This is a genomic window from Rhizobium sp. R339 (assembly GCF_002211395.1).
In the GTDB taxonomy this organism is placed as follows: domain Bacteria; phylum Pseudomonadota; class Alphaproteobacteria; order Rhizobiales; family Rhizobiaceae; genus Rhizobium.
Genome location: NZ_LOKV01000012.1, coordinates 1 through 14,667, shown reverse-complemented (window position 1 = coordinate 14,667; position 14,667 = coordinate 1). Strand labels below are relative to the sequence as shown.

At 59.8% G+C, this 14,667-nt stretch carries 12 protein-coding genes and 1 pseudogene; 1 reads left to right on the top strand and 12 read right to left on the bottom strand.

What is annotated here, in order from left to right; translation table 11 throughout:
* Positions 1 to 9: 9 nt before the first annotated feature.
* The 4 genes from bhcD to bhcA are packed head-to-tail and all read right to left on the bottom strand — an operon-like array spanning position 10 to position 4,337.
* Complete coding sequence (gene bhcD / locus ATY76_RS14355) at positions 10 to 975, bottom strand: iminosuccinate reductase BhcD (RefSeq protein WP_088675421.1); 966 nt, start codon at positions 973 to 975, stop codon at positions 10 to 12.
* A gap of 35 nt (positions 976 to 1,010) precedes the next feature.
* Positions 1,011 to 2,174 (bottom strand): 3-hydroxy-D-aspartate aldolase BhcC, encoded by a 1,164-nt coding sequence (bhcC, locus tag ATY76_RS14350; RefSeq protein ID WP_088676044.1) that lies wholly within the window; start codon positions 2,172 to 2,174, stop codon positions 1,011 to 1,013.
* 11 nt (positions 2,175 to 2,185) lie between these two features.
* The gene (gene bhcB, locus ATY76_RS14345) at positions 2,186 to 3,133 is read right to left on the bottom strand and encodes a beta-hydroxyaspartate dehydratase BhcB (RefSeq protein ID WP_020919827.1); all 948 of its coding nucleotides are present in this window, start codon (positions 3,131 to 3,133) and stop codon (positions 2,186 to 2,188) included.
* Positions 3,134 to 3,146: 13 nt separating this feature from the next.
* Positions 3,147 to 4,337 carry an L-aspartate--glyoxylate aminotransferase BhcA gene (bhcA, locus tag ATY76_RS14340; RefSeq protein ID WP_088675420.1) on the bottom strand — a complete coding sequence of 397 codons (1,191 nt, stop codon included), beginning with the start codon at positions 4,335 to 4,337 and terminating at the stop codon, positions 3,147 to 3,149.
* A gap of 194 nt (positions 4,338 to 4,531) precedes the next feature.
* Between bhcA and bhcR the strand changes: the two genes are divergently transcribed.
* Entirely contained in the window at positions 4,532 to 5,341 is an 810-nt protein-coding gene (gene bhcR / locus ATY76_RS14335) for an HTH-type transcriptional regulator BhcR (protein ID WP_088675419.1), read from the top strand.
* 5 nt (positions 5,342 to 5,346) lie between these two features.
* Here bhcR and glcF read toward each other — a convergent pair whose 3' ends face one another.
* The 8 genes and pseudogenes from glcF to ATY76_RS34190 form a co-directional block, all read right to left on the bottom strand.
* Positions 5,347 to 6,672 (bottom strand): glycolate oxidase subunit GlcF, encoded by a 1,326-nt coding sequence (gene glcF, locus ATY76_RS14330; RefSeq protein WP_088675418.1) that lies wholly within the window; start codon positions 6,670 to 6,672, stop codon positions 5,347 to 5,349.
* A 1-nt stretch (position 6,673) separates the two neighbouring features.
* Entirely contained in the window at positions 6,674 to 7,825 is a 1,152-nt protein-coding gene (locus ATY76_RS14325) for an FAD-binding protein (RefSeq protein ID WP_088675417.1), read from the bottom strand.
* Complete coding sequence (locus ATY76_RS14320) at positions 7,815 to 9,272, bottom strand: FAD-linked oxidase C-terminal domain-containing protein (protein WP_088675416.1); 1,458 nt, start codon at positions 9,270 to 9,272, stop codon at positions 7,815 to 7,817. The genes ATY76_RS14325 and ATY76_RS14320 overlap by 11 nt, the downstream gene beginning before the upstream one ends.
* Entirely contained in the window at positions 9,273 to 10,328 is a 1,056-nt protein-coding gene (gene lipA, locus ATY76_RS14315; protein ID WP_088675415.1) for a lipoyl synthase, read from the bottom strand.
* A 22-nt stretch (positions 10,329 to 10,350) separates the two neighbouring features.
* Positions 10,351 to 12,060 (bottom strand): biotin carboxylase N-terminal domain-containing protein, encoded by a 1,710-nt coding sequence (locus ATY76_RS14310; protein ID WP_088675414.1) that lies wholly within the window; start codon positions 12,058 to 12,060, stop codon positions 10,351 to 10,353.
* Positions 12,057 to 13,655: an urea amidolyase family protein gene (locus ATY76_RS14305; RefSeq protein WP_088675413.1), complete on the bottom strand. Its 1,599-nt coding sequence runs from the start codon at positions 13,653 to 13,655 to the stop codon at positions 12,057 to 12,059. The genes ATY76_RS14310 and ATY76_RS14305 overlap by 4 nt, the downstream gene beginning before the upstream one ends.
* Positions 13,648 to 14,427, bottom strand: a complete 780-nt coding sequence (locus ATY76_RS14300) for a 5-oxoprolinase subunit PxpA (RefSeq protein WP_088675412.1) — start codon at positions 14,425 to 14,427, stop codon at positions 13,648 to 13,650. The genes ATY76_RS14305 and ATY76_RS14300 overlap by 8 nt, the downstream gene beginning before the upstream one ends.
* Positions 14,428 to 14,545: 118 nt before the next feature.
* A pseudogene (locus ATY76_RS34190) lies at positions 14,546 to 14,667 on the bottom strand (ABC transporter permease); the annotation flags it as partial.

Sequence of the window (14,667 nt, the reverse complement as noted above, 5' to 3'; positions counted from 1 at the left end):
TGACGGCACCTAAAAATCAACCTCGACGGCGGTGCCCCTGGCGATCGCCAGTCCGACCGCCGCCTGCGCAACTGCCAGATCCTGAAGGCCGACCCCGGTGCCGTCGAAGAGCGTAATCTGATCCGGTGAGGTTCGTCCGGGCTGTTGTCCATTGATCACTGCGCCGATCTCGACGATATCAATGGGAGCGATCATACCCTGCGCGACAGCATGCTGGCATTCGCCGATCGATATCGCTTGGGCGATCTCATCGGTAAACAGCGTTGCCTCCGCGACGAGAGCAGCATCAACCTCCTGTTTGCCCTTCGTGTCTGTGCCCATACACGCCAGATGGGTACCGGGCCTGATCTGCAGCGCCTTGAGAATTGGCTGGAATGAGGACGTGATCGTGATGATCACATCCGCCTCGTCGCCCAGGCGGTCAAGGTCGACTGCTTCGAAGGGGACGGCCAGTTCCTGGGCGACCGCTGCAAGCTTGGCCAACATTTCCGGATGATAGTTCCACGCAACCACCTTTTCGAATGGTCGTTGCTGCATGGCCGCGCGTAGCTGGAACGACGCCTGATGTCCCGCTCCAACCATGCCCAAGACCTTAGCGTCCCTGCGCGCCAGATACTTGATCGATACGGCGGACGCTGCAGCCGTACGAAGCGCCGTCAGAAGATTGCCGCCAACGATTGCCCGGCATCGACCAGTCTCCGGATCGAACAGAAAAACGGTCGACTGATGGTTCGTCAGCCCCTTGTCGGCATTGTTCGGCCAGAACCCGCCAGCCTTGAGACCAAGAGCCAAACCCTCGCGGTCGAAACCCGACTTGAACCCGAAAAGCGCGTCTTGGTAGCCGATTGCTTCGCGGACGACAGGAAAGTTATGTGCCGAGCGCTCCGCCATGGACACGAAGACCTTTTCGACTGCATCGACGCAATCTTCGAGCGAAACGAGTTCGCCTATGGCGCTTTCGGGAACGATGATCATCTTCGGATTAATCCTACAAAGTGAACTTCACGAAACTAGTAGGCCTTGCCGCGCGCCGATACCGGCCAGAGCGTCTCGACCTTGCCGTTGCGCACGCCGACATACCAGTCATGGATGTTGCAGGTCGGGTCGCAATGGCCAGGGACCAAGCGAAGCCTCTCATTGATCTTGAGAATGCCTTGCTTGTCTTCGATCACGCCGTGTTCGTCGGTTGCCTTGATGTATTTCACGTCGTCCCGCCCGTAGACGAAGGGAAGGCCGGAATCGACCGACTGAACCTTGAGACCCGCATCGCAGATCGCCTTGTCGGCTTTCGCGTGGCTCATCACGCTCGTCAGGATAAACAGGGAATTTTCCCACTCGCCCTTGTCGATGCGGTTGCCGCTCTCGTCGAGGATGCGACCGTAGTCGGCGTCCATGAATGCATAGCTTCCGCACTGTAGCTCATTGTAGACACCGGACGTGCTTTCGAAATGGTAGCTGCCGGTCCCGCCGCCGCTGACGAGTTCGGGTTCCAGGCCAGCCTTCTTCAAAGCCTCGACGGCTTCCTTCACCTGTGCCACGGCAAGATCGAGCTTCGCCTTTCGGTCCACATATTTGTCGAGATGCTGCATCGCGCCCTGGTAGGCCTGTATGCCGGCAAAGCGGAGCCCTTGCGCGCCTGCAATGGCCTTTGCGAGCTCTACCACCGCGGCGCTTGACGACACGCCGCAGCGCCCCGCGCCAACGTCGATTTCGACGAAACATTCAATGGTCGTGCCGTGCTTGCGAGCAGCGGTTGCGAGCTCTGCAACGTTGAGCGGATCGTCGACGCAGACGATTATTCTCGCGCCGAGCTTCGGCAGCCGGGCAAGACGGTCGATCTTTGCCGGATCGCGGACCTGGTTCGATACAAGGACGTCCTTGATCCCGCCGCGCACGAACACTTCTGCTTCCGAAACTTTCTGGCAGCATACGCCGATCGCGCCGCCAAGCTCCTGTTGCAGCCGCAGAACATCGACGGACTTATGCATCTTGCCGTGGGCGCGATGACGCATGTTGTGGGCCTTAGCATAGTCGCCCATCTTGCGAATGTTTCTCTCGAGTGCGTCGAGGTCGAGGATAAGGCATGGCGTCTGTATATCGTCTACCGACATGCCCGGCACGGCCGGTACATCATAGCCAACGTCCAGCTGATTGAATTTTGCATCTGCGTTCATGAGATTCCCCTTCATAGCCAGGGCAGAGTGTCGAGATCGACATTTCCGCCGGTGATGATGACGCCGACACGCTTGCCGGCGAAAATGCTCTTGTTTTTCAAGATCGCGGCGAGCGGAACGGCGCTCGACGGTTCCATGACAAGCTTTGCTCTCTTCCAGATCAGCTTCATGGCCTCGATGATTTCTTCTTCGGAAGCGGTCACGATATCGCTGACGTTACGCTTCACGAAATGCCACGTCAGTTCCTTGAGCGGGACCTTGAGCCCGTCAGCAACCGTGTTCGGCGCGTCGTCGGCAATGATGTGGCCTGCCTTGAAGCTTCTGTAGGCGTCATCGGCCTGTTCTGGCTCGGCAGCGTAGACTTTGACGCGCGGAGCGAGGTTCGAAAGGGTCAGGCATGTGCCTGAAACCATGCCCCCTCCACCGATCGGCGCGATGACGGCGTCGAGATTATCGACCTGTTCCAGAAGCTCTCGCGAGCATGTCGCCTGGCCGGCGATAACGCGCGCATCATTATAAGGATGGACGAATTCCGCTCCGGATTTCGCGACGACTTCAGCAAATACTGCCTCTCGCGAAGACGTTGAGGGTTCGCATTCAACCACCGTGCCACCGTAACCGCGCACGGCATCCTTCTTGGCCTGCGGAGCACTGTGCGGCATGACGACGGTGCAGGGAATGCCGCGGCGTCCCGCCGCATAAGACAGACATGTCCCGTGATTGCCCGACGAATGTGTCGCGACGCCCCTGGCAGCCTGTTCGTCGCTGAGACCGAAGACCGCATTCGACGCCCCACGAGCTTTGAAGGCACCGGCTTTCTGAAGGTTTTCGCATTTGAAGAAGAGTTCGGCGCCGGCCAGCGAATTGATGTAGGCCGAGGTCATGACAGGCGTTCGGTGGATGAAAGGACGAATGCGATCATGCGCCTCGAACATGTCGGAGATCGTTGGAATATACATGTTCAGTTCCCTCTCAGGCTGCTTTGCGGACAGGCGAAGCCGCAGTGTTGCGATAGATCTCCTGCGCGGCCGCCACACCCGAGCCCAGGCGGATCGGCAAGCCCAAATCGGCCATCGCCATCTCGGCGGTCGCAATTCCCGAAAGAGCCATGACGTCGCTCATGCTTCCGAGATGGCCAATACGGAAGACACGGCCGGCGACGTCCCCGAGGCCGGCGCCAAAGGCAACGCCGTATTTCTGCGCCGCAAGAGTGACGATGGAAGTCGCGTCAAAGCCTTCGGGGGTTTCGATCGCACTTACAGTATCGGAGAACGAGCTTGCTTCCTGCGCGTAGAGGCGCAGCCCCCAGGCTGAAACAGCCGCGCGCACCCCTGATGCAATGCGGGCATGGCGCTTGAAAACATTGTCCAGCCCCTCCCCGAGCAGCAACTCGGTCGATACCTTCAAACCGTTCAGCAGGCCAACAGAGGGCGTGTATGGATAGCCGCTTGCAGGATAGCTTTTAGCCATCTCGCGGATGTCAAAAAAACCTCTGCGGAGTTTTGCGGACTGGGCCGCCTGCATCGCCTTTGCCGACAGCGCAAGGATCGCCAGGCCGACGGGCAGCATAAAGCCTTTCTGGGAGCCGGTGATCGCCGCATCGACCTTCCACTGGTCCATACGGAAATCCATGGAGGCAATCGAGCTGACGCCGTCAACGAGCAGCAGCGCCGGATGCCCGGCTTCATCGAGGAGACGTCTGACCGCACCGACGTCCGACTTGACCCCTGTCGCAGTCTCATTGTGCGTTACAAGCACCGCCTTGATGTCGTGCCCCTTATCGGCAACAAGTCTCTTTTCGTATTCGGCCAGGGGAAGCGGGTGTTTCCAGGACGAATGGGCGACATCCATCTGCAGTCCGTGACGCTGACACATATCGATCCAGCGATGACTGAACATCCCGTGACGTGCGGCGAGAACCTTGTCCCCGGGGCTCAGCAGATTGGTAATCGCTGCTTCCCATCCCCCACTGCCGGTCGCCGGAAACACGATGATCTCCGCGTCTTCGGACTTCACAACCTTCCTTACGCCGGCAAGCGCCGGCTGAAGGATGTCTGCGAACGCGGCCGAGCGGTGATCGATCGTCGGAAGATCCGCTGCCCTGCGCAAGACCTCCGGCATGTTCGTCGGGCCAGGTATGAAGACGGGGTTCTGCGTATACATTTCTAGCCTTTCCTGCTGGCGATATCCTATGACTAGCACGATCCAAGGCGGCGGTATATTTTTTTGAAAATGTTTTTCAAAAAGTGAGATTTTTGCATAAATAGATTACAAATCAATCGGTTATATTTTTTCATTGTATGACATTATTTTTCAGTGCATTTAATACTTGAATTCGTTGCTGCAGGGAGAAGCCGATGACTGTGCCAGTACGTCGCCGTGGGCGGCCGAAAGGATTCAACGACCCCCAGACCCAGAATGTCGTTCAGTCGCTCGATCGCGCCCTGGACGTGCTGGAGGCGCTTGCGTCGCCGGAGGGAATGACGCTGTCCGAGCTCGCAAAACATTTGGGCCAGTCCGCAGCGACCATGCACCGTGTTCTCACAACCCTCGAACGACGGGACTATGTCGAGATGAGCCCCGACGGTCAGATTTTCCACATCGGCCCGGAGGCGTATCGCCTCGGCGCAGCGTTCCTGAGACGAACGAATGTCATCGAGCGGAGCCGTCCCGTCATGCGAGAGCTGATGCTGGAGACGGGCGAGACGTCCAACCTTGGAATAGAGAAAAATGGAAAGGTCTTGTTCGTCAGTCAGGTTGAAACTCACGAATCGATCCGAGCCTTCTTTCCGCCCGGAACGCTCTCGCCCTTGCACGCTTCCGGGATCGGAAAGGCGCTTCTCAGCACCTATGACGAGGAAAGGCTCGGCGTTCTTTTCAAAGGCGCGACTCTGCAGCGCTTCACGGCCAATACTTTGCGTACGTTCGACCAGCTTAAGGACGAATTGGAAGTCACGCGACAACGCGGCTATGCGTTCGATGATGAAGAAAAAGCCGCCGGAATGCGATGTGTTGCTGCTCCCATATTGAACGTCCACGGTGAAGCCGTTGCGGGGATTTCCGTATCGGGGCCGGCTCACCGGATGCCCGATCGGCAGATAAAGCGTATAGGTCAACGCGTTATCGAGGCCGCTAGGCTCGTTTCCAACCGGCTCGGCGCGTCGTAAGCTTCTCATCTCGACTTGCCCTCGGGTGCATGCTGTCCGTCAGACGGCAGCGAACGCGGGCGTGGTCCGCCGGTCGCCCAGTCCAGCAGTTCGACCGTATGAACCAGTGGTATGTCGGTTCCCGACCCAATCTGTATCATGCAACCGATGTTGCCGGCGCAAATGACATCCGGCTTGACAAACTCGATCGATTTTACTTTTCGGGATCGCAATTCTGCGGATATTGCCGGCTGCATGAGGTTATAGGTTCCGGCCGATCCGCAGCAAATATGGGCGTCCTTCGGCTCGACGACCTCGAACCCCGCACTCTTCAACAGATCCTTCGGGAGCGTTTTGATCTGCTGGCCGTGCTGAAGCGAACAGGCGGCGTGATAGCCTACGCGCAAACGCTCTTTTACAAGCGGCTGGCGAAGTCCGCCGAGATCATGCATCAATTCCGTGATGTCTCTGGCCAGGGTCGCGACGCGGGCGGCTCTTCCGGCGAGAGGACTGTCGCGAAACAAATGGGCGTAATCCTTGACGGTCGTTCCACAGCCCGAAGTGTTGACAACAATGGCGTCGAGACCCTCCCCTTCGATCTCCGCCGTGAAAGCATTGATCGTCGCGGCGGCAGCCACGTGACTTTGTGCCGCCTTTCCCATGTGGTGGGTGATCGCGCCGCAACAGCCGAGATTCTCCGGGATCACGACGTCGCAGCCGTGGCGCGTCAACAGCCTGATCGTCGCGTCGTTGATATCCGTGTTCAGCGCGCGTTGCGCACATCCGGTTAGAAGTGCCACCCGCTTTCGTCGCGCGCCCACGGCACGAAATACCTGCGGCTTGTCGTTCCGACTCGGCGCGGGTAACCGTTCCGGTACCATTTCCAGCATGGCGCGCAGGCGAGCGTCCGGAAGCAGGCGCTTCATAGGGCGAAGAAGCCGCGCCGCCCGAAGGGACAGTCTGAATCTGCCGGGATAAGGCAATATCTGCGCCAAAACCCACCGAAGCGATCGCTCGAGGATTGGTCGCCTATAGCGGGTTTCCACATATTCACGGGCATGGTCGATCAGATGCATGTAGTGGACACCCGACGGACACGTCGTCATGCAGCTCAGGCAACTAAGGCAGCGATCGATATGCCCAACCGTCTTCTTGTCCGGCACCCGGCTGTTTTCCAGCATATCCTTGATGAGATAGATGCGCCCCCGCGGGCTGTCGAGTTCATCCCCGAGAACCTTGTAGGTCGGGCAGGTTGCCGTGCAGAAGCCGCAATGGACGCAAGAACGGAGGATTTCGTTCGACCTCTGGATGGCCGGGTCGGCAAGCTGAGTCTCGTCGAAATTTGTCTGCATGTCAGCGATCCAGCAAATCGGGATTCAAAATCCCGGCAGGGTCAAATGTCGCGCGCAGCGATCGGCTGATGCGCGATACGAACTCATTTTCAAGAGGAAAAAAGGACTTGGGGCCAAGGGTGGTGCCGCGAACCGCTCTCGCCTGGCTGCGCCCGCAGACACGACGAACGTCGGTCGCAGACGCCTCGCCGCTGTACCAGATAAGTCCGCCGCCCCAATCGAGCGAGGCCGTGCCGCCCAAGCGCTCCAGCGCCGATACAACATCGGGCGCATCCGTCGGCCGGACCAGGATCTGCCAGACGGGGTGCCCGGTAGCCGCAAAATGCCTGACGTCACGGGTGTCGATCCAACACTGTTTGCTTTGCTCCCCGTCGAAAACATCGATTGAATAATTGCGAAACAGTTCTTTCAGCCGTTCACGACGATAGGCGATCTGCTGCGAGAAGCCCTGGATCCGGAGCCTTGCGGTGCTTTTGAAGTAGGCAGCGCCGGAAACCTCGAAGGGCGTTGCAAGCGCCGTTGAAAAGATGGAGCTTGCTTCAGAAGCCGTGACTTCGCTGAAAACCAGCGTTTCCTCTCGTTCCGGAGCGGGCGCTGTCTTGAACGAAACTTCGGTTGCAATTCCCAGGGTTCCAAACGATCCGCAGATCAATTTACTGAGGTCAAGACCCGTGACGTTCTTCATCACGCGTCCACCGTTCTTGACGATCCGTCCCGATCCATCAACGAAACGAACACCGAGCAGATGGTCGCGGCAGGCCCCGGCAAGCAACCGGCGCGGTCCGCAGACATTTGCGCCAACCACACCCCCGACCGTGGGTGTGCCAGTCGTTTCAAGCAGATGACGATGATCCATCGGCTCGAAGGCCAAGATCTGACCTTCGCTTTGCAGCAAGGTCTCGATCTGATGCAGCGGCGTGCCGGCGCGCGCCACGAGCGTCAAGGCGCCAGGCTCGTAGTCGACAATCCCGGAAATCAGTCGCGTGGATACGGCCTCGTGCCCGCTTGCCATCCCCGCCGGTTCAACGCGCGTACCGCCGCCGATGACGCGAAGCTGCGTTCCTGACCGAGCGCTCTCAGCGACAAGCTCCGACAATTCGGCTTCAGACGTGGGCGCGAGACAATTACCTTCGAAGCAAGGCTTAGCGACCATCGGCGTGCGCCTCGCGAAAGGTTCTGCTCGCATCCAACGGAAAGACCTTCGCCGGATTGAGCAACCAGCTGGGGTCGAAGACGCTCTTGACCTCCATCTGAAGGGCAAGATCGATTGAGGTGAATTGTTTGGGCATCAGATCGCGCTTCTCGATGCCAATGCCGTGCTCGCCGCTCAGGCACCCGCCAACATCGACGCAAAGGCGCAGAATGTCGGCGCCAAATCTCTCGGCCTTTTCGAGTTCGCCGGGAGTGTTTGCATCAAAGAGGATGAGCGGGTGCATGTTTCCGTCCCCGGCATGGAAGACGTTTGCCACCTCCAGACCATAGTCCTTCGACAGTTCCCCAATTCGTTTCAGCGTGTAGGGCAGTTGCGATACGGGAACGGTTCCGTCGAGGCAGAGGTAATCTCCAAGCCGGCCCATGGCCCCAAATGCCGACTTGCGGCCCTTCCAGATGGCAAGCGATTCCTCGGCATTTCTGCTGCTGCGAAATTCGACGGGATTGAGCTGGGAGGCGATTGAATGAATGGCCTCGGTTTGGCTGCTTATCTCATCTTCCGAGCCTTCCACTTCGACGATCAGAAGTGCGGCGCAAACAGGGTAGCCGGCTTTAGCGAAGGCTTCGACGGCGCGCAGGCAGACATCGTCCATATATTCGATCGCGACCGGCAGCAGGCCGGAGCGAATGATGCGCGCCACGCACTCTCCCGCGACTTCCGCGCTGGCAAAGGCGATCAGCATCGGTCGTGCACCTTCCGGCTTCGGCACTATCTTCAGCACCGCCTCGGTCACGATTGCCAACTGACCCTCCGATCCGCAGATCAGTCCCAGAAGGTCCAGACCAAAGGTGCCGCAGGTCGTTCCACCGATCTCGGCAATCTCACCCGACGCCGTAACAACGCGAACCCCCAGAAGGTTGTTGGTGGTGACGCCATATTTGAGACAATGGGCGCCGCCGGAGTTCATCGCTATGTTGCCGGCGATCGTGCAGGCAAGTTGTGATGAAGGATCCGGCGCGTAGAAAAATCCTTCGCTTTCCAGTTCCGCGGTAACCGCCAGATTCGTGACCCCGGTTTGGACGCGGATGTAGCGATTGGCGGTGTCGACCTCGAGGATTTCACGCAGTCGTATCGTGCTGATCACGACACTGTCGGCTGTCGGCAGCGCACCGCCCGCAAGTGATGTTCCGGCACCCCTGGGTATAACAGGGACGCCCAGCTCATGGCATGTACGCATGGCGAGCGCGACTTCATCGGTGGTTCGTGGAAGAACCACGGCAAGCGGCGGGCATCGATACGCCGTCAAAGCATCACATTCATAGGCCCTGGTTTCCTCGATATCGCAAATGACGGTGTCAGGAGGCAGGACTGCCTTGAGGCTTGCAACTATGTGAGATGCACGCGAGAGAATGTCGGCACTGGCCGGAGGCATTGCAATCAGTGACATTTACTCCCCCGGGCTCTTTGTGGCGATCTGATCGGACAAGGCCTGCTCGCCAGGACGTGTTCGCATCCGATCATCGGGATGCGGATCGTCGTGTTTTTCATTGGATCGCTTCTCCCGCGCCGCCCTCAGCCTTGCGAAGTCGTCGCCGGCATGGTGCGAGGAGCGGGTCAGCGGGCTGGAAGCGACCATCAGGAAGCCCTTGCTGTAGGCGACCGTCTCGTAGGACTTGAATTCCTCGGGGGTGACGAAGCTTTCGACCTTGTGGTGCTTGCGGGTCGGCTGCAGGTATTGGCCGATCGTCAGGAAGTCGACATCGGCGGTGCGCAGGTCGTCCATCAGCTGGAGAACTTCGTTCCGCTCCTCGCCGAGGCCGACCATGATGCCCGATTTGGTGAACATGGTCGGGTCGAGTTCCTTCACCCGCTGCAGCAGGCGGATGGAGTGGAAATAGCGGGCGCCGGGACGAACGGTGAGATAGTTGCCGGCGACCGTTTCCATATTGTGGTTGAAGACGTCGGGCTTGGCGGCGACGACACGCTCCAATGCGCCCGGCTTCTTCAGGAAGTCCGGCGTCAGGATCTCGATCGTCGTTGCCGGCGACGCGGCGCGAATCGCCCAGATCACCTTTTCGAAATGTTCGGCGCCGCCGTCCTCCAGATCGTCGCGGTCAACCGAGGTGATGACAACGTGGCTGAGGCCCATCTCCCTGACGGCCTTGGCGACATTCTCGGGCTCTGCCATGTCAAGCGCATTGGGCTTGCCGGTGGCGACATTGCAGAAGGCGCAGGCGCGGGTACAGATCTCGCCCATGATCATGAAGGTGGCGTGCTTCTTGTCCCAGCACTCGCCGATATTCGGGCAGCCGGCCTCCTCGCAGACGGTGACGAGCTTGTTCTCCTTCACGATCGCGCGCGTTTCGGCATAGCCCTTCGAGGTCGGCGCCTTGACGCGGATCCAGTCCGGCTTGCGCATGACTTCCGTATCCGGCCGATGCGCCTTTTCCGGATGGCGCACGCGCTTGGCGTCGTGGCCTATGATATCGAAAACAGTCACCATCACGGATTTGCCTGATAAGCGATTAATGGATTGCGGCGAGCTTTGCACCAAAGCTCACCACGGCGCCCTTCTCGACACCGATCTCGATCTGGCCGGATTTCGGTGCGTTGATACGTGTCTCCATCTTCATCGCCTCGATCACCGCGACCGAATCTCCCTTTTCGACCTGAGCCCCGTTTTCGACCAGCCATTGCTGCAGCGTCCCCCCTATCGGTGCTGTGACTGCGTCGTCTCCCACGACGGTGGCGGGAGGCGCCGTCCCTCCGGAAACGGGGGCGGCGGCAAAAAGATGGGCAGGTAATGCGATCGAATGGCGTTTTCCGTCGATTTCCATGAAGCTGCGGATCACGCCGGTTTCGGCGACGGCGACCCGGGCATCTGGCTCAATTCCGCGAAAGCTGGTCTCGATCCAGTTCGTGAACACCTTGAACCCCGATTCCGCAACAAAATCAGGTTCGTCGACCACGGCGCGGTGGAACGGCAGAACGGAGGCGACGCCCTCAATGCGAAATTCTGAAAGCGCTCGTCGGGCGCGCGCCAGCGCTTCGCTTCGTGTGGATCCGGTAACGATCAGCTTCGCCATCATCGAATCATAAAGGCCGGGTATTTCCGATCCCGTCTCGACTCCTGTATCCAAGCGCACACCCGGTCCGGAAGGCGGCCTAAAAAGGCTGATAAGCCCCGGCGTCGGCAGGAAGCCGCGTCCGGCATCTTCCGCGTTGATCCGGAACTCGAGGGCATGACAACGCGGCGCCGGCGTCTGCGTGACCGAAAGCGGAAGCCCGTCGGCAATTCGCAGCTGTTCGACGACGATATCGATACCGGTCGTTTCCTCGGTTACCGGATGTTCCACCTGCAATCGGGTGTTGACTTCCAGGAAGGAGATGACGCCGTTCTGGGCGAGCAGGAATTCCACCGTTCCCGCGCCGGTATAGCCCGCTTCCATGCAGATCGCACGAGCCGATTCATGTATCCGGGTCCGCTGTTCTTCGGTGATGAAAGGCGCAGGCGCCTCTTCGACCAGTTTCTGGTTCCTGCGCTGCAGCGAGCAATCGCGCGTCCCGAGCACGACGGTATTCCCGCGGGTATCGGCGACGATCTGGGCTTCGACATGCCTTGGTTTGTCGAGAAACTGCTCGGCGTAGCACTCGCCGCGTCCGAAGGCCTCCGTTGCTTCGCGCACGGCCGAATCGAACAGCTCGCCGACCTCTTCCAGCTTCCAGGCCACCTTCATCCCGCGTCCGCCCCCACCAAATGCCGCCTTGATGGCGAGCGGCAAACCGGCTTTCTTGGCAAAGGCGACGGCCTCTGCGGCCGACGCCAACGGCCCGTCCGATCCCTTGACGAGCGGAGCGCCAACCTTGGCAGCGATGCGACGCGCCTCGACTTTGTCACCAAGAGCGGTAATGACCTCCGGCTTCGGACCGACCCAGATGAGGCCGGCATCGATGACTGCCTTGGCGAATTCGGCGCGTTCGGAAAGAAAGCCATATCCAGGGTGAATCGCGTCTGCGCGAGAGCGGGCTGCGATCGCGAGGATCTTGTCTATGTCGAGATAGGTTTCGCTCGGCCTGCCAGGGCCAAGTCCGTAAGCCTCGTCGGCAACCTCGGCGTGAAGCGAGCGGACGTCCGCGTCCGAGTAGATGGCAACCGATTTTATTCCATAGTCGCGAGCTGCGCGTGCGATGCGGACGGCGATCTCACCCCGGTTTGCGATAAGAAGTTTTTTCATCTGTCCGTCTCCCCGACGATTTGATTTTGGTCGCCTGTCGCCTTGAACCGGATGCGTGCTCCGATCGGAAGCTGGCCTGCAAGGTCCAGGTGGTGAGCGGCAACGACAGCAATGACCGGATAGCCGCCCGTCAAGGGATGGTCGGCCGCAAAAAGGACGGGTTGGCCGCTGTGCGGGACCTGAATCGCCCCGAGCACCGTCGCCTCCGACGGGAGCTCGGCGTCGTCTTTCCGCTCGATGGTCCGCGGCCCGGCAAGGCGAACGCCGACGCGACTGGACTCTGGCGTGACCACCCACTCCTGTTCCAGGAAGGTCTCGACGCCGTTCGGGGTGAACCAATCGACTCGGGGCCCCAGGATGACATCAAGCGTCACCGGCAGCTTGTCGTCCGGCAATTGCGGTGGCGGGCCTCCCAACCAGACGGCATTGGCATGGCGACCGGCCGGAACGAGCATGTCACCTTCGATGATCGGATCGGGTCCGATCTTGGCGAGGGTGTCCGCCGACACCGAACCGAGCACAGGATCAACGGCAAAGCCACCACGCAGCGCGAGATAGCTGCGGCTGCCTCTGTCGGGAAAGCCGAGCACCAGCTCGTCACCCTCATCGAGAGCGATTGCCTCACCGTGGGCGGCCCCCACCTGCTGACCGCCGGCCGTGCGGATTGTCAACGGGCACGTTGCCCCTGTCACGGCGACAGTGACGGGCCGATCTGCCCTCAATTCAAAGCAGCCGAACGCAATCTCGATTGCACCTTCCGTCTGCGGATTGCCGACAGCCAAATTCGCGCGCCGCAAGCTCTCACGATCCATTGCTCCGGACATCGAAACGCCTTGGCCCGAACATCCGCCTCGCCCCAGATCCTGGTACAGCGCAGGACGGTCGGTGCGAATGACATGAATGCCGTCCTTCGCAGGCGGCCGCTTTTTCGAAAGCGATTTTGCGGGTTTCGGAAACTTCGACGCGCCCATCCGCGCCAGGTCCAGGAACCGGACCCGATCACCGGGGGTCAGCAGTGCGGCACGCTCGCGTGACAGGTCCCACATCTTGAGCGGCGTGCGGCCGATCAGTTGCCACCCGCCCGGACTGTCGGACGGATAGACACCGCCGAACCTTCCGGCAAGCGCGACGGAGCCAGCCGGAATTCTAACCCGAGGAGTGCTTCGCCTCGGAACATTGAAAATCGGATCATCGCAGGTCATGTAGGCAAAGCCCGGGGCAAAGCCCGTGAACGCAACGGTGAACGTTGCCTCGGTATGATGGCGGATTACCTCGGCTTGTGTGCAGCCGAGAAGATCGGCCACCTCCCGCAGGTCCTCTCCGTCGTAGGTTACAGGGATCTCGAAGGTTTCGCCGTGACGCACTGCCTGCGAAGACAGGTCAAGATTCGAGATGAGTTGCGTCAGGGCATGATGGCTGATAATTGCGGGATCATAGTCCACCATGACGGTACGCGCGGCGGGAACGATGTCTCGCACGCCCTCGGGAAGGTGAGCACGCAGGGCGTCCAAAAGGTTAAGGGTTTCTTGCAGCCCGTCGAGTTCGACAAGAATCGCACTCGATCCAGATGGCCGGAACCGGATCTTTTCAGGCATCGTCTTCGCCCTCCGATGCGAAGGACCGTATTTCAATCGCTTGTGTCGAGAAGGCTTCGCGCAATGACCTGGCGATCGCCACGGCATCCGGACTATCACCGTGAACACAGATCGATTGTGCCTCGATGGCGATGTCCGTGCCGTCGATGGCCGTTACCCGGCCCTCCTGCACAAGGCGCAGCATTCGTGCGCAGACCTCTCGGCTGTCGTGAATGACTGCACCGGGCTGCCGGCGGCTGACAAGGCTGCCGTCGCGATTGTAGGCCCGATCGGCAAACGCCTCGCATATGACCTTGAGTCCAGCCGATCGTGCTTGCTCGACGAATTGCGAGCCCGACAAAGCGACCACCGCCAGCCGCTTATCGAGCTGCTGGATGGCGTTGATCACGTCGGATGCCTGTCTCGCGTCGTGAGCGATCGTATTGTAGAGCGCTCCGTGCGGCTTGACGTAGCGCACGGATGTTCCGGCCGCCGCCGCCAGTGCTTGAAGAGCGCCGATCTGGTAAATCGTGTCGGCGATGAGTTCGGCACTTGTCGGATCCATGTTTCTACGACCAAAGCCGACCAGATCTCTGTAGCCCACATGTGCGCCGACGATGACGCCGCAGGCGCGGGCAGCATGCAGCGTCTTGAGAATTCCCGCGGGATCGCCCGCATGGAAACCGCAGGCGATATTCGCACTGGAGACGATCTTCAGCAAAGCCGCATCATTGCCCATCTGCCATGGGCCGAAGCTTTCACCGAGATCACTGTTCAAATCGATCGTCGCCATTTGCGCGTGTCCTTGAGCGATGGATCTGGAGGCGGACAAGGGCGTCGCACGCCACACAGCAATAAAAGTAGCTCTGGCCGCGGCAATGGCGATCCCCATCGCCGCGGCCCTTGGCCGTTTAAGTTCCCCTTGCCTGTCTTGAACGTCTGTATTGATCGATGACGACGGCGAGGACGATGATGGCTCCCTTGATGATCTCCTGGTAATAGGATCCGATCTTGAGGAAGGTGAATCCGGAGG

Bases quoted from the DNA above. Each gene is read 5' to 3' on its own strand.
- bhcD (WP_088675421.1), bottom strand. From the start codon at position 975: ATGATCATCGTTCCCGAAAGCGCCATAGGCGAACTCGTTTCGCTCGAA.
- bhcC (WP_088676044.1), bottom strand. From the start codon at position 2,174: ATGAACGCAGATGCAAAATTCAATCAGCTGGACGTTGGCTATGATGTA.
- bhcB (WP_020919827.1), bottom strand. From the start codon at position 3,133: ATGTATATTCCAACGATCTCCGACATGTTCGAGGCGCATGATCGCATT.
- bhcA (WP_088675420.1), bottom strand. From the start codon at position 4,337: ATGTATACGCAGAACCCCGTCTTCATACCTGGCCCGACGAACATGCCG.
- bhcR (WP_088675419.1), top strand. From the start codon at position 4,532: ATGACTGTGCCAGTACGTCGCCGTGGGCGGCCGAAAGGATTCAACGAC.
- glcF (WP_088675418.1), bottom strand. From the start codon at position 6,672: ATGCAGACAAATTTCGACGAGACTCAGCTTGCCGACCCGGCCATCCAG.
- ATY76_RS14325 (WP_088675417.1), bottom strand. From the start codon at position 7,825: ATGGTCGCTAAGCCTTGCTTCGAAGGTAATTGTCTCGCGCCCACGTCT.
- ATY76_RS14320 (WP_088675416.1), bottom strand. From the start codon at position 9,272: ATGTCACTGATTGCAATGCCTCCGGCCAGTGCCGACATTCTCTCGCGT.
- lipA (WP_088675415.1), bottom strand. From the start codon at position 10,328: ATGGTGACTGTTTTCGATATCATAGGCCACGACGCCAAGCGCGTGCGC.
- ATY76_RS14310 (WP_088675414.1), bottom strand. From the start codon at position 12,060: ATGAAAAAACTTCTTATCGCAAACCGGGGTGAGATCGCCGTCCGCATC.
- ATY76_RS14305 (WP_088675413.1), bottom strand. From the start codon at position 13,655: ATGCCTGAAAAGATCCGGTTCCGGCCATCTGGATCGAGTGCGATTCTT.
- ATY76_RS14300 (WP_088675412.1), bottom strand. From the start codon at position 14,427: ATGGCGACGATCGATTTGAACAGTGATCTCGGTGAAAGCTTCGGCCCA.